This is a genomic window from Olsenella sp. An188 (assembly GCF_002160255.1).
GTDB lineage: Bacteria > Actinomycetota > Coriobacteriia > Coriobacteriales > Atopobiaceae > Thermophilibacter > Thermophilibacter avistercoris.
Window position 1 is genome coordinate 100,559 of the sequence record NZ_NFKF01000008.1, and the last position, 13,387, is coordinate 113,945.

Annotated in this window: 12 protein-coding genes; 5 read left to right on the top strand and 7 right to left on the bottom strand. The window is 71.0% G+C overall.

Annotation, left to right across the window (positions count from 1 at the left end; translation table 11 throughout):
- The first annotated feature begins 63 nt into the window (after window positions 1–63).
- From B5F23_RS08895 to B5F23_RS08910, 4 genes are all read left to right on the top strand, one after another.
- Entirely contained in the window at window positions 64–1,494 is a 1,431-nt protein-coding gene (locus B5F23_RS08895) for a 6-phospho-beta-glucosidase (protein WP_087353970.1), read from the top strand.
- Window positions 1,495–1,525: 31 nt separating this feature from the next.
- Window positions 1,526–3,448, top strand: coding sequence for a glucose PTS transporter subunit IIA (locus tag B5F23_RS08900; RefSeq protein WP_158096157.1), 1,923 nt, complete (start codon window positions 1,526–1,528; stop codon window positions 3,446–3,448).
- Between the two features lie 204 nt (window positions 3,449–3,652).
- Window positions 3,653–4,606, top strand: coding sequence for a carbohydrate kinase family protein (locus B5F23_RS08905; RefSeq protein ID WP_087353973.1), 954 nt, complete (start codon window positions 3,653–3,655; stop codon window positions 4,604–4,606).
- Window positions 4,607–4,839: 233 nt separating this feature from the next.
- Entirely contained in the window at window positions 4,840–5,094 is a 255-nt protein-coding gene (locus B5F23_RS08910; RefSeq protein WP_158096158.1) for an HPr family phosphocarrier protein, read from the top strand.
- A gap of 16 nt (window positions 5,095–5,110) precedes the next feature.
- On the opposite strand, the gene B5F23_RS08915 is transcribed toward B5F23_RS08910, so the two are convergent.
- The 7 genes from B5F23_RS08915 to feoB form a co-directional block, all read right to left on the bottom strand.
- Window positions 5,111–5,620: a DNA-deoxyinosine glycosylase gene (locus B5F23_RS08915; RefSeq protein ID WP_087353979.1), complete on the bottom strand. Its 510-nt coding sequence runs from the start codon at window positions 5,618–5,620 to the stop codon at window positions 5,111–5,113.
- Between the two features lie 54 nt (window positions 5,621–5,674).
- Window positions 5,675–6,370, bottom strand: coding sequence for a TVP38/TMEM64 family protein (locus tag B5F23_RS08920; RefSeq protein ID WP_087354040.1), 696 nt, complete (start codon window positions 6,368–6,370; stop codon window positions 5,675–5,677).
- Between the two features lie 199 nt (window positions 6,371–6,569).
- On the bottom strand, window positions 6,570–6,713 hold the full coding sequence (locus B5F23_RS09790; RefSeq protein WP_158096159.1) for a hypothetical protein: 144 nt from the start codon (window positions 6,711–6,713) through the stop codon (window positions 6,570–6,572).
- Window positions 6,714–7,103: 390 nt separating this feature from the next.
- A complete protein-coding gene (locus tag B5F23_RS08925; RefSeq protein WP_087353982.1) occupies window positions 7,104–7,871 on the bottom strand; it encodes an LOG family protein in 768 nt (255 codons plus the stop codon).
- A 621-nt stretch (window positions 7,872–8,492) separates the two neighbouring features.
- On the bottom strand, window positions 8,493–8,909 hold the full coding sequence (locus B5F23_RS08930; RefSeq protein WP_143786399.1) for a hypothetical protein: 417 nt from the start codon (window positions 8,907–8,909) through the stop codon (window positions 8,493–8,495).
- A 10-nt stretch (window positions 8,910–8,919) separates the two neighbouring features.
- Window positions 8,920–9,270: a hypothetical protein gene (locus B5F23_RS08935; protein WP_087353988.1), complete on the bottom strand. Its 351-nt coding sequence runs from the start codon at window positions 9,268–9,270 to the stop codon at window positions 8,920–8,922.
- Between the two features lie 459 nt (window positions 9,271–9,729).
- Complete coding sequence (gene feoB / locus B5F23_RS08940) at window positions 9,730–12,087, bottom strand: ferrous iron transport protein B (RefSeq protein WP_087353991.1); 2,358 nt, start codon at window positions 12,085–12,087, stop codon at window positions 9,730–9,732.
- Window positions 12,088–12,204: 117 nt separating this feature from the next.
- Between feoB and B5F23_RS08945 the strand changes: the two genes are divergently transcribed.
- Window positions 12,205–13,140, top strand: coding sequence for a D-2-hydroxyacid dehydrogenase (locus B5F23_RS08945; RefSeq protein WP_087353994.1), 936 nt, complete (start codon window positions 12,205–12,207; stop codon window positions 13,138–13,140).
- Window positions 13,141–13,387: the final 247 nt, after the last annotated feature.

Genomic DNA, 13,387 nt, shown 5'->3' on the forward strand with positions numbered 1-13,387 from the left:
AGACCGCAAGACGTGGCACAGCGCCCCCCGCGAAGGTGGGGGCACCAGAGAGAAGGAGGCACCATGCCGTTTCCAGAAGGGTTCCTGTGGGGAGGGGCCACCGCCGCCAACCAATGCGAGGGAGGCTATGACGAGGGCGGCCGCGGCCTTGCCAACGTCGACGTCATCCCGCACGGGCCGGAGCGCAACGACGTGAGCCGCGGCCTGAGGCGCATGCTCGACTTCGAGCCCGGGTACTACTACCCGGCCCAGACGGGCATCGACTTCTACCACCGCTACCGCGAGGACATAGCCCTCTTCGCGGAGATGGGCTTCAAGGTCTTTCGCCTCTCCATCGCCTGGAGCCGGATCTTCCCCAACGGCGACGAGGAGGAGCCCAACGAGGCCGGGCTCGCCTTCTACGAGGACGTGTTCCGCTGCTGCCGCGAGCACGGGATCGAGTCCCTCGTGACCATCACGCACTTCGACTGCCCCATCCACCTCGTCGAGAAGTACGGCGCCTGGCGCAGCCGCACGCTCATCGACCTCTACAAGCGGCTCGTGACGGTGCTCTTCAACCGCTACCGCGGCCTCGTGCGCTGGTGGATCACGTTCAACGAGATGAACATGATCTTGCACCGTCCCTTCATGGGCGCCGGCATCGTGCTCGAGCCCGACGAGAACCCCCGCGAAGCGGAGTACCGCGCCGCGCACAACGAGCTCGTGGCGAGCGCCTGGGCCACCAAGATCGCCCACGAGGTCGACCCCGAGAACAAGGTGGGCTGCATGCTCGCCGCGGGAAGCTACTACCCCTACTCCTGCCGTCCCGAGGACGTCCGCGCCGCGCAGCTCAAGAACCAGGAGGACTTCTTCTTCGTGGACGTGCAGGCGCGCGGCCGCTATCCCGGCTACGCCCTCAGGATGCTCGAGCGCGAGGGCATCGACGTGGGCATGACCGCCGAGGACGAGCGCATCCTCGCCGAGAACACCGTCGACTTCGTCTCGTTCAGCTACTACTCCTCGCGCTGCGCCGCGGGCGACCCCGACTCCGTGGGCGGCATCGCCGAGGGGAACGCCTTCGCCGGCGTGGAGAACCCCTACGTGCGCAAGAGCGACTGGGGCTGGGTCATCGACCCGCTGGGCTTCCGCATCACGATCAACGACCTCTGGGACCGCTACCAGAAGCCGCTCTTCGTGGTCGAGAACGGCCTCGGCGCCCATGACGAGGTGCTCCCCGACGGCACGATCGAGGACGACTACCGCATCGCCTACCTGCGCGAGCACATCGAGGCCATGCGCGACGCCATCGAGCAGGACGGCGTCGAGATGCTCGGCTACACCACCTGGGGGCCAATCGACCTCGTGAGCGCAGGCTCCGGCGAGATGGAGAAGCGCTACGGCTTCATCTACGTCGACCGCGACAACCTGGGGCGCGGCACGCTCGAGCGCAGGCGCAAGAAGAGCTTCTACTGGTACCGACAGGTCATCGCCACCAACGGAGGCGACCTGGGCTAGCCGCCCGGGCAACATCCCTAAGGAGAGACTCATGGCAGGAAAGTACGACGATCTGGCCAGGTCCATACTCGAGAACGTGGGCGGCGCCGAGAACGTCACGAGCGTCGCGCACTGCATCACGCGCGTGCGCTTCAAGCTCAAGGACGAGTCGCGCGCCAACACGCCCAAGATCGAGGCCCTGAAGGGCGTCATCCAGGTCATCCAGGCCAACGGCCAGTACCAGGTGGTCGTGGGCAACATCGTGGAGGACGTCTACGACGCGGTCCTGGAGGCCGGCGGGCTTGCGGGCGGCGGCAGCGCCGCCGAGGACGAGCCTGAGGGCGAGAAGACCGTGGCGTCGGTCATCATCGACCTCATCTCGGGCATCTTCCAGCCCATCCTGGGACCGCTCGCCGCCGCGGGCATCATGAAGGGGCTTCTCGCCCTCTTCACCTACTTCGTCCCGGACTTTGCCAACGACGGCCTCTACACGCTGCTCTACACCGTGGCGGACGGCTTCTTCTACTTCCTCCCCGTCGCCCTGGCGTTCAGCGCCGCGCGCAAGTTCCGCATGAACGAGTTCACCGGCGTGGCGATAGGCGTGGCGCTCGTCTACCCGACGATGGTCGCCCTGACCTCGGGCGAGGTCCTCGGCAGCATCGACCTCGGCGTCGCCGGCACGTTCTCGTGGTACGCAACCGCCCTCGGGATCCCCATCATCATGCCCGCCTCGGGCTACGCGAGCTCGGTGATTCCCGTCCTTCTCATGGTGTGGTTCGGCTCGCTCGTGGAGCGCTGGCTCAAGGGCTGGATGCCGGCGGCGCTCAAGATGTTCCTCGTCCCGCTCGCCACGATGACGGTCTCCATCGTCCTGGGCTACCTCGTCATCGGCCCGGTGGCCACCCTCATCACCAACCTGCTGAGCGCGGCGTTCTCGTTCATCTTCCAGCTCCCCGTGGTGGGCGCGGTCCTGGGCAGCGCCCTGGTCGGCGGGCTCTGGATGTGCCTCGTCATCTTTGGCTTCCACTGGAGCCTCATCCCCATCTCCATCATGAACCTGAACACCCTCGGCCACGACTACGTGCTCGCCGCCACCATCGGGCACGGGTTCGCGCTCGGCGCGGTCATCTTCGCCATGTACCTCAGGAACAGGGACGAGCGCTTCCGCGGCATCGCCCTCCCCGCGATGATCTCCGCGTTCTTCTTCGGCGTCACCGAGCCGGGCATCTACGGCGTCGCCCTCCCCAACAAGCGCGCGTTCGTCGTGGCGTGCCTGAGCTCCGCCGTGGGCGGCGCCATCGTGGGGATGACGGGCGCCCTCATGTACATCTCGGGCGGGCTCGGCGTCTTCAACCTGCTCAACTTCATCGACGAGACCCCCGGCGGCGTCGGGATCTCCCACATGGTCTTCGCGATCGTCGCCTCGCTCGTCTCGGCGGTCCTGGCCTTCGTCGTCGAGTTCGTTACCTACCGGCCTGATGCCGAGGAGGGCGCGCCCGAGCTCGCGCCCGTCCAGACCGAGTACGAGCGCGGCACCGTCTGCTCCCCCGTCACCGGCTCCGTGGTCCAGCTCTCCGAGACCGCCGATCCCGTGTTCTCCTCCGGGGCGATGGGCGCCGGCGTCGCCGTGAGCCCCGCCGAGGAGACGGTCTTCTCGCCGGTCTCCGGCACCGTGCTCTCCGCCATGCCGCACGCCGTGGGCATCCTCGCCGACGACGGCTCCGAGGTACTCGTGCACGTGGGCATCGACACGGTGGAGATGGCCGGTGACGGCCTGACCTGCCACGTCCAGCAGGACGCCCGCGTGACGGCGGGAGACCCCATCGTGACCTTCTCCAAGGCCAAGGTCGCCGCGGCGGGAAAGCAGGACACGGTCTTCGTCATCGTGACCAACGCCGACGACTTCGCCTCCGTCCAGCCGCGCGAGGACGGTCCCGTCACCGCCGGCAGCCCGGTCATCCGCGTGACGCGCTAGCCTCCCGGCGCGTCCATCCCCTCCTGGCCCCGCCGGTCTCCCCCACCGGCGGGGCCCTTCTGTGGGTGGCCCCGCCCCGGCGGCGCTCCCCGCACCGCGCGCGCCGCCGTTGGCCGAGAAGGGCGCGAGGCAGGCGGCACGGGCTTTCCCGACGGGCGATAATGGGCATGGAATCGATTTCGTACACAACCGAAAGGATCACTCATGTTCTCTGTCTCCGCACTGGGAGAGCTCCTCATCGACTTCACCGACGCCGGCACGTCCGAGGGCGGCCAGCAGCTGTTCGAGCGCAACGCCGGAGGCGCGCCCGCCAACGTGCTCGTGGCCCTGCAGAAGCTCGGGCACAGGACGGCGTTTCTCGGCAAGGTGGGCGACGACATGCACGGCGCGTTCCTGCGCGCCACGCTCGAGGCCAACGGCATCGACACCACGGGCCTGATCAGCGACCCGGACGCCTTCACCACGCTCGCCTTCGTCGCCCTCTCCGCAAACGGCGAGCGCGAGTTCTCCTTCGCGCGCAAGCCCGGCGCGGACACCCGCATCACCGCGGACGAGCTCGCCCGCGACGTGATCGGCGACTCGCGCGTCTTCCACGTGGGCTCGCTCTCGCTCACCGACGAGCCCGCACGCTCCGCCACGCTCGCCGCCCTCGACGCCGCGCGCGAGGCCGGTTGCGTCCTCTCCTACGACCCCAACTACCGCGCGAACCTCTGGCCGAGCGTCGACGCGGCCGTGGCGCAGATGCGCTCCGTGGTGGGCAGGATGGACCTCATGAAGCTCTCGGACGAGGAGTGCGAGCTGCTCACCGGCGAGAAGGACCCGCGCGCCGCGGCCGACGCGCTGCTCGGAGCCGGGCCCAAGGTCGTTGCCGTGACGCTCGGCGCAGGCGGCGCCTACGTGGCCTGCGCCGACGGCGGGCGCGAGGTCGCGGGCTTCCCCGCCGAGGCCGTTGACGCCACGGGCGCCGGCGACTCGTTCTGGGGCGGCTTCCTCGCCGGCTTCTGCGAGAGCGGCCTCGCGCCGGCCGACGTCACCGCAGACGACGCCGCCGGCTTCGCGCGCCTCGGCAACGCCGTGGCGTCGCTGTGCGTCCGCAGGCGCGGCGCCATCCCCGCCATGCCGGAGCGCGAGCAGGTCATGGAGCTCCTGGGCGCCTAGCGGCGCGGGCGCGGGCGAGAAGATCGACGTCCCGGGGCGGGACGGCGGGCGGGACCCCTCGCGCGCCGCCCCGCCCCTCCCCTGCTGCCGGTGACCGCGCGGCCGCGTCGCGCGCGCCCTACCGCCCGGCGATGCACGCGCGACGCTCGTCGCTTTCCCGGCGCCGCGGGGACGCGCGGGGATTAGGGTTTGTGAGGATGGGCACCCACAGCCTCGACCCCCGAGAGGACCCCATGCTCGAGATACCCCGTGACATCACGGACCCGCTGGGCCTGCACGTCCAGCTCGCGGTGCTGCTCGCCAGCGAGGCGCAGCGCTGGCGCAGCCGCGTGACGCTCGAGCACGCGGGGCGCGTCGTCGACGCCTCGCAGGCGATGGACCTCATGATGCTCGGGATCAGGAGCGGCGAGCACGTGGTGGTGCGCGTGGAGGGCCCTGACGAGGCGACCGCCTCGGCCGCGCTCGGGCGCATCGTCGCCACGTTCTAGTCTAGCCGCACGCCCCTCAGCGCACGTACGGGCCGAGCGCCTCCCGCCAGCGACCGACCAGCCGCTCGAGCGACCACGCCGCGTTGGCCGGGCTCGTGGACGGAAGCACCTCGGCCGCCACGCCGAGCCGCGCCTCGAGCCAGCGCCGGTACAGCCGGCCGGCCGTTCCCCCGTTGCAGAGCACCGCCTCGACGGGCGCCACGGCAAGCACGCGCGCGACGTCGTTGGGGACCACGTGGCGTATGGAGGCGTCCGACGAGCCGCGGATGTCGCAGCTCCCGACCACGTCCCAGAGCGCGATCCCGTGGCGCAGCAGCAGGGCGCGCTTGGCGGCCACGTCGTCGTCCGCGGGGACCGGCTCGCCCACCACGGACGCGACCACGCGCCAGAAGCGGTTGCGCGGGTTGCCGTAGTAGAAGCGCGCCTCGCGGCTCGCCGCCGAGGGCAGCGATCCCAGCACGAGCACGCGGCACGCGTCGTCGAAGACCGGGTCAAAGGCGTGGTGTATGCGCTCGTAGTCTGCCATGCGCCCATGGTAGCGCAAGGTCGCGCGGCGAGGTCCTTCTCGCCCGCAAGCGCCCTACCCGCGCACGCGCGACTCGAGCCTCCGGTACATGAGGCCGCCCGCAAGCGCGAGCGCCACGGCCACCGCGAGCGACACGGCCGCCACGGCGTAGTTGCCGTCCCCGAAGGCCGACGCGGCGACCGTCGAGGTCACGATCGAGGGGATGCGCCCGAGGGTCACGATGCCCAGCACCGGCAGGAAGCGCATCCTCGTGAGGCCGGCGAAGTAGGTGAGGAAGTCCTTGGGCGTGCCGGGGATCAGGAAGACCACGAGCATCACGAGCTCGAGGCGCCGCGCGTCGGCGAGCCAGCCAAAGCGCTCGAGGCACGACCGGTCGAAGAACAGCCCCACGAGCGACCAGCCCCACCGCCGCACCGCCCAGTAGATGGCGCTCGAGGCCAGGGCGGAGGCGGCCAGGCACACGAGCGTCCCCTCCCAGAGGCCGAAGGCGTAGCCGCTCGCCAGCTCGACGGGCTCCCCGGGCAGGAACGCCAGCACGATCTGCAGCGCGTTGACCCCCACCATCACCAGGCGCGAGAGCAGCGCGTGCTCCGCCACGAAGGCCCGCACCGCCCTCGGGTCGCTGACCCAGGCGTAGAGCCCCGGCAGCCAGCGCCACGACGCAACGGCCACCACCACGGCCACGGCGAGAAGGGCCCCGATCGCCACGACCCTCCTGCGCGCGCGGCGCGCCTCGTCCCTCTCGGCCATGCTCACACCCCCCACGTCCAGGCGCGCGGTCACGCGCGCCCCCGTCTTCCCCGTTTGCCAGCTCGAGCGCGCCGCCCGAGGGGCGGGGCCGCTTGGTCGCAGACCATGATGCCATGCGTTTGTCGACATTCTTCCAACGTCGGGCGGACCCTTTCAGGAGGCTTACACGAAGCCTGCGGCCGTGACGGACGCCGCCGGGCTACCTGCGCGCCCTTCTCGCCACCATGGCGAGCGCTGCGGCGAGAAGGGCGATGAGGGCCTGGTAGGCCACCAGCTCGCCCGCGGCTCGCAGGAGCCCGGCGAGCCCCCGGTGCCTCCTCCCGCTCCCCGCGCGCGTGTCCACGCCGCCTCCTAGAGGGTGGAGGCGTGGGCCAGCATCAGGAGCGCCACGGTGCCGATCGCGATCGAGACCACCAGGCAGCAGAGAAGGACGACCCTCTCGGAACCCCGTGTCATCATGCCAGCCTCCCGTCCGTCGCCTCGCGCGCCCCGCGGCGGGCGGCGCGCGAGTCGCCGACGACGCCGCCCTGCGGGACACGCACGATTGTCCCCGCTCTGGCGCCGCGTGCCCATCGATTGGGCTTACGCTCGGGTGACGCTTTGGTAAGGTGGGCGCGCGCCGCACCTCCAAGGATGCGACGCGCGCGTAACGAAAACCTAACGGTTCTCTTAAGTTTGTCTGAAGACTCGGCGCGGGGCGGGAGGCGCGCCGGGCCGGGGGCGCGCGGGACGCCTAGCGGCGGATCTCGCTCAGGGCCACGCGCACGGCCTCGTCCTCGTCGTCGGTCACCACGACGAGCTCCGGGTCGAGCGGGGAGATCGCACCCGCCTCGAGGACCGTGCCCTCGAGCCAGTCCATGAGGCCGCGCCAGTACTCGGTGCCGAACAGCACCACCGGCGTGCGCGCCACCTTGTGCGTCTGCACGAGGGTGAGCAGCTCGAAGGCCTCGTCGAGCGTGCCGAAGCCGCCCGGGAAGATGATCGCGCCGCTGGAGTACTTGACGAACATCGTCTTGCGCACGAAGAAGTAGCGGAAGGTCATGCCGAGGTTGACCCACTTGTTGATGCCCTGCTCGTGCGGCAGCTCGATCCCCAGGCCCACGGACTTGCCGCCCGCCTTGGCCGCCCCGCAGTTGACGGCCTCCATGATGCCGGGGCCGCCGCCGGTGATCACGGCCACGCCGGCCTCCGCGAGCTTGCGGCCCACGTGGCGCGCGGCGCGATACATCGGGTCGGTGCGCGGCGTGCGGGCCGAGCCGAAGCAGGTCACGGCCGGCCCCAGCTCCGCGAGCGCGCCGAAGCCGTCCACGAACTCGGCCTGGATGCGCAGGACGCGCCAGGGGTCCATGTGCAGCCAGTCGGTGGACTCCTCCGGGGCGAGCAGGTTGCCGGTCGTGGTGTCGGAGGGGATCATCGGCCCGCGCATGATCACGGGGCCGCGGTGGTAGGTGGTGCCGAGGGGCTCGTCGTGGCTCTCGGCCGGGGTCTTCTCGTCTGCCATGGTCGTCCTTTCGTCAGGGGCACAACGCTACGCGCGCCGCGTCAGCGGCGGGTAAGCGAGGCATATCCGTTGTGTACCCATTTGCGGGGCGCGCGGAGCGCGGGGCGCGGCGCGGGCCCCGTTTCGCCCGCGAGGTCCGCGCCTCCCGCGAGCCCACCATGCGGCCCCGCGCCTCCCGAAAGGCCCGTTTCGCCCAAAACGGCGTGCGATTGGGCGGCATCTTTGATATGACGCACGCCCGCGCATCAAAGATGACGCCCAATCGCGGGGGGTACGTGGCACCACACGCATAAAACGACGAGAAGAACGTCGAGAGGAGACGCCATATATCAAGGATGCCACCCAATCGCACGGGGTTTGCGCCGCAGGGGGCATCGGGAGATGCGCGGGACACCCCCAACACCCAATCGCACGCGTTTCGTGGCACCTGCCCGGCGCGCGCCCCGGCCCGGGCGAGCGCGGCCACCCAGCTCCAGTTCTGGGTGAGAGCGGCCGCCCAGTTCCGGGTCTGGGCGGATAAACGGCCGCCCAGTTCCGGTTCTGGGTCGAGGCGCTCTCCCAGTTCCGGAACTGGGGCGACCTCGGCGGCGGCGCGCCCCATGCGCCCGCGGGTGCAGAGGGCTACGCTCCCCCGAAGTGCTCCGGGGACTCGATGCCGTAGAGGGTCACGGGCAGCGCGACCTGGCCCTCGTCCACGTACGAGACGACCCACGTGGTGCCTACCTTGATGCCGCTCACTCCAGTAAGCAGCTCGGAGCAGCCCAGCGTTCCGGTGGAGCCCGCGGGTATCTGGCCGCGGCGGTGTCCCCCGAGCTCGCCGTCGACGACCTCCACCTCCAGGGCCTGGGCCTCCTCGTCGCGCGCAGTCACCCGAACCCAGAGGTAGGCCAGGTCGGACTCGGCCGGAGCGGTAGCGTCGGGCGCGGCGGCATCGGTACCGGCGCTCCCCAGGGCCATCGCGCCAGCCCAGGCCACCGCCGCGACCACGAGCAGCGCAAGCGCCGCCCGCAGCATCCGCGTTCTTCTCGCCAGCGTCATGAGAGCTCCTTTACGAGTCTGATGCGGGAAGGCCCCGCCGAGCCCGCCACTCTTCCTCCAGCAGCCAGGTCATCTGGCCGAGCGGCGGATCGGCCCGCTCGTACCAGTCCGGGCGAAGGTCGTCGTCCGCGCACGCGTCGGCAATCATGGCATCCAGGCAGGCTCCTGACGCGGTCGCATCGCCTTCCAGCAGGTAGACGCAGTCGTTTCGACGCACGCTGAGAAAGCCCCGCGGCGCGACGCCCTGCGCGGCCAGGCGCTCCGCATAGCGCGCGAGCGGGGGCGCCAGCCAGGCGCCCAGCGCCACGAGCACGGCGGCGGAGACGGCAAGTCCGAGCTTGGTTCTTCTCGCCAGCGCCATGGGGGCTCCTTCCGCAGGTGGTGGAACCATCGTAGCGCCTAGGATGAGTGGCGGGAGGCGACAACGGGCCGCGAGCCTCCGTACGGCCCCGCGTCTCCCGCGAGCCCCGTTTTGCCCGAAACAGCGTGCGACTGGGTGGCATCCTTGATATGGCGGGCGCCCGCGCATCAAGGATGCCACCCAGTCGCAGGGAAAACGCGGCCCTAGGCGCAAAAAGTGGCGAGAAGAACGTCGCATGACCGCGCCCGACATCAAAGATGCCACCCAGTCGCGCCGGGTTTGCGCCGTGGGGGCGCCGGCCGGGACGCACGGACGACGAAACGCCCAACCGCACGCGTTTTGTGGCACCCGGCGCGGCCCCGCCCGGCACGCACCTGGCGCCGCTTCCCGCCCGGCCTCGCGCCGCGGGGGCGCGAGGCGATGAAAGCCGCACGTTCTTCTCGCCGACGCGCACGCGCGCTACGCGAGGCCGAGCGCCATCCCCGCGAGCCGCACCACGAGCGCCACGACCCACGCCACGCCGCACTGCATGGCGATGACCGCCCACATCATCTTCGTCCCCAGCTCGTTTCTCACCGCGGAGACCGCCGCCACGCACGGCGTGTAGAGCAGCGTGAACACCAGGAACACGAAGGCCGTGAGCGGCGTGAAGAGCCCGGCCAGGCCCGCCGTTGACCCGCCGAGCAGAACCGTCAGCGTGGCCACGACGTTCTCCTTGGCGCCAAAGCCCGCCGCGAGCGCCGCCGAGGCCTGCCACGTGCCAAAGCCGAGCGGGGCAAAGACGGGCGCGAGAAGGGCGCCCAGCGCGGCGAGCATGCTCGCGCTCTGGTCGTCGACCACGTTGAGGCGCAGGTCGAAGGTCTGCAGGAACCAGATCACCACGCTCGCCACGAAGATGATCGTGAACGCCTTGGTGGCGAACCCCTTGGCCTTGTCCCAGGCCAGCCGCAGCGTGGTCTTGGCGCTCGGCAGGCGGTAGTTGGGCAGCTCCATCACAAACGGAACCGGGTCGCCGCGGAAGGCCGTGCGCTTGAGCACGAGCGCCACGAGCACGCCCACCACCATGCCCAGCAGGTACATGCCGATCATGACCAGCGGCGCGTGGTCCGGGAAGAACGCGGCCGAGAAGAGCGCGTAGACCGGCAGCTTGGCCGAGCAGCTCATGAACGGGGTGAGCATCACCGTCATCTTGCGGTCGTGCTCGGAGGGCAGCGTGCGCGTGGCCATGATCGCCGGCACCGAGCAGCCGAAGCCGATGAGCATGGGCACGAAGCTGCGCCCGGAGAGGCCGAGCTTGCGCAGCAGCCGGTCCATCACGAAGGCCACGCGCGCCATGTAGCCGGAGTCCTCGAGCACGCTGAGCAGGATGAACAGCACCACGATGATCGGCAGGAACGAGAGCACGCTGCCCACGCCCGCGAAGACGCCGTCGATCACGAGGGCGTGCACCACGGGATTCAGGCCGAAGGCGGCAAGCGCCGCGTCGACCTGCGCGGTGACCCACTGGATCCCCAGGTCGAGAAGGTCGGAGAGCCGCTGGCCCACCACGTCGAAGGTCAGCCAGAACACGAGCGCCATGATCGCCACAAAGACGGGCAGCGCGGTGTACTTGCCCGTGAGCACGCGGTCGACCGCCACCGAGCGCGCGTGCTCGCGGCTCTCGCGCGGGTGCACCACGCACCCGGCGCAGACCCCCTCGATGAACGAGAAGCGCATGTCGGCCAGCGCGGCCATGCGGTCGCGCCCGGACTCCCCCTCCATCTGGGAGATGATGTGCTCGATGGCCTCGAGCTCGTTTTCGTCCAGCGCGAGGGCGTCCGCGACGAGGCGGTCCCCCTCGATGAGCTTGGTCGCGGCAAAGCGCACCGGGACGTGCGCGGCCTCGGCGTGGTCGGCCACGAGGTGCGCCACGGCGTGGATGCAGCGGTGCAGGGCGCCCCCGTCGGCGCCGTCCGCCGCGCAGAAGTCGATGCGGCCGGGGCGCTCCTGGCCGCGCGCGACCGTGAGCACGTGGTCCACGAGCTCGGAGATGCCGTCGCCGCGCGCCGCCGAGATGGGCACCACCGGGATGCCGAGCGCCGCCTCGAGCGCGTTGACGTCGATGGTGCCGCCGTTGGCCGCGACCTCGTCCATCATGTTGAGCGCGAGCACCATGGGGCGGTCGAGCTCCATGAGCTGCAGCGTGAGGTAGAGGTTGCGCTCGATGTTGGTGGCGTCCACGATGTCGATGATCGCGTCGGGGCGCTCCTCGAGGATGAAGCGGCGGCTCACCACCTCCTCGCTCGTGTACGGGGACAGCGAGTAGATCCCGGGGAGGTCGGTGACCGTGACCTCGGCGTGGCCGCGCACCTGGCCGTCCTTGCGGTCCACGGTGACGCCGGGGAAGTTGCCCACGTGCTGGTTGGAGCCCGTGAGCTGGTTGAACAGCGTGGTCTTGCCGCAGTTCTGGTTGCCGGCGAGCGCCAGCGTGAGCGGGGTCCCCTCGGGGATGGCGCGCCCGCCGCGGCGCGGGCGCGCGGGGCTCTCGCCGAGCGCCGGGTGCGCGGAGCGTCCGGTGCCCGCCGGCTCGTCTCGCCGGGCGTGCGCGTCGTGGACGTCCGTGAGCGCGATGCGGGCCGCGTCGTCGCGGCGCAGCGTGAGCTCGTAGCCGCGCAGCCGGATCTCGAGCGGGTCGCCCATGGGGGCCACCTTGACCATCGTGACCTCGGTGCCGGGCGTGAGGCCCATGTCGAGGATGTGCTGCCTGAGCGACGCCTCCCCGCAGTCCACCGACGCCACGATGGCGTCCTTGCCTATCTCCAGCTCGTCCAGCGTCATGCGCGTCCTCCCCACCGAGTTTGCCGTGGCTCATTTTAGCGCGTAACGGCCGGGTGCACGCCGGCCCGGGCGAGAAGTGCCTGCGCTAGAATGGCCGAAGGACCCGAAGGAGGCCCCATGAACGTGCTCGTCCTGCTGCCCGTCAGCGCCGCCCAGCGCGCCCGCCTCGAGGACGCCGCGCCGGGCGCGACCTTCGCCTACGCCACCGCCGCCGACGCCATGGACGAGCAGGTGGCCGCGGCCGAGGTCATCGTGGGCAACCTGCCTCCCGCGCGCCTCGCCTGCGCCCGAGGCCTGCGCCTGCTGCAGCTCAACTCGGCCGGCTATGACGACTACCTCGCCGCGGGCGCGCTGCCCGCGGGCGCGATGCTCGCCTCGGCCTCGGGCGCCTACGGCCAGGCCGTCTCCGAGCACATGCTCGCGATGCTCCTTTCCATGATGAAGCGCCTGCCCGCCTACCGCGACGCCCAGCGCGCGCACGAGTGGGTCGACCTCGGGAGCGTGACCTCGCTTTCCGGCGCGCGCGTGCTCGTCCTGGGGGCCGGCGACATCGGCACGCACTTCGCGCGGCTCTGCGCGTCGCTCGGGGCCCGCGTCACCGGCGTGCGCCGGCGCCCCTCGGAGCCTCACGCTCCCTTCTCGGCGATGGGCACCTTCGACGAGCTGCCCGGGCTGCTGCCGCAGGCAGACGTCGTCGCGTCCGTGCTGCCGAGCGCGCCCGGGACGCGCCGCCTCGCCGACGCGGCGTTCTTCTCGGCCATGCGCGGCGGAGCGTTCTTCGTGAACGCGGGCCGCGGCGACCTCGTGGTTGCCGAGGACCTCGTGGCGGCGCTCGAGTCCGGGCACCTGGCGGGCGCGGCGCTCGACGTCACCGACCCCGAGCCGCTGCCGGCCGACCACCCGCTGTGGGACGCGCCCGGCGCGATCGTGACGCCGCACGTCTCGGGCTGGTACCACCTGCCGGTCACGCTCGACAACATCGTGGGGATCGCGGCGGACAACCTGGCGCGCCTCGCGCGCGGCGAGAAGCCCCGCAACCTCGTGGAGCGATAGCGCCGCGCGCTACAGGCGCCCCGCCACGGCGTGGGCCGCGACGAGCGCGACGCCGGCAGATAAAGTTAGCCTAAGTTCACTCTTATCGCAAGCACGGACGCGCAGCCGCGAGCTGTAGGCACCAAACGACGCTTCGGCGTCAAAAAGTGTCGCTTCGCGCCTACGGCTGGCCCGCGTAGGCACGAAGCGACACATTGGCGGCTCAAACTGACGCCCGGCTCCTACGATTGGCGCGCGGTCGGCCGGG

What these genes read in the sequence shown, in the direction of transcription:
- B5F23_RS08895 (WP_087353970.1), top strand. Translation starts at nt 64, where the DNA reads ATGCCGTTTCCAGAAGGGTTCCTGTGGGGAGGGGCCACCGCCGCCAAC.
- B5F23_RS08900 (WP_158096157.1), top strand. Translation starts at nt 1,526, where the DNA reads ATGGCAGGAAAGTACGACGATCTGGCCAGGTCCATACTCGAGAACGTG.
- B5F23_RS08905 (WP_087353973.1), top strand. Translation starts at nt 3,653, where the DNA reads ATGTTCTCTGTCTCCGCACTGGGAGAGCTCCTCATCGACTTCACCGAC.
- B5F23_RS08910 (WP_158096158.1), top strand. Translation starts at nt 4,840, where the DNA reads ATGCTCGAGATACCCCGTGACATCACGGACCCGCTGGGCCTGCACGTC.
- B5F23_RS08915 (WP_087353979.1), bottom strand. Translation starts at nt 5,620, where the DNA reads ATGGCAGACTACGAGCGCATACACCACGCCTTTGACCCGGTCTTCGAC.
- B5F23_RS08920 (WP_087354040.1), bottom strand. Translation starts at nt 6,370, where the DNA reads ATGGCCGAGAGGGACGAGGCGCGCCGCGCGCGCAGGAGGGTCGTGGCG.
- B5F23_RS08925 (WP_087353982.1), bottom strand. Translation starts at nt 7,871, where the DNA reads ATGGCAGACGAGAAGACCCCGGCCGAGAGCCACGACGAGCCCCTCGGC.
- B5F23_RS08930 (WP_143786399.1), bottom strand. Translation starts at nt 8,909, where the DNA reads ATGACGCTGGCGAGAAGAACGCGGATGCTGCGGGCGGCGCTTGCGCTG.
- B5F23_RS08935 (WP_087353988.1), bottom strand. Translation starts at nt 9,270, where the DNA reads ATGGCGCTGGCGAGAAGAACCAAGCTCGGACTTGCCGTCTCCGCCGCC.
- feoB (WP_087353991.1), bottom strand. Translation starts at nt 12,087, where the DNA reads ATGACGCTGGACGAGCTGGAGATAGGCAAGGACGCCATCGTGGCGTCG.
- B5F23_RS08945 (WP_087353994.1), top strand. Translation starts at nt 12,205, where the DNA reads ATGAACGTGCTCGTCCTGCTGCCCGTCAGCGCCGCCCAGCGCGCCCGC.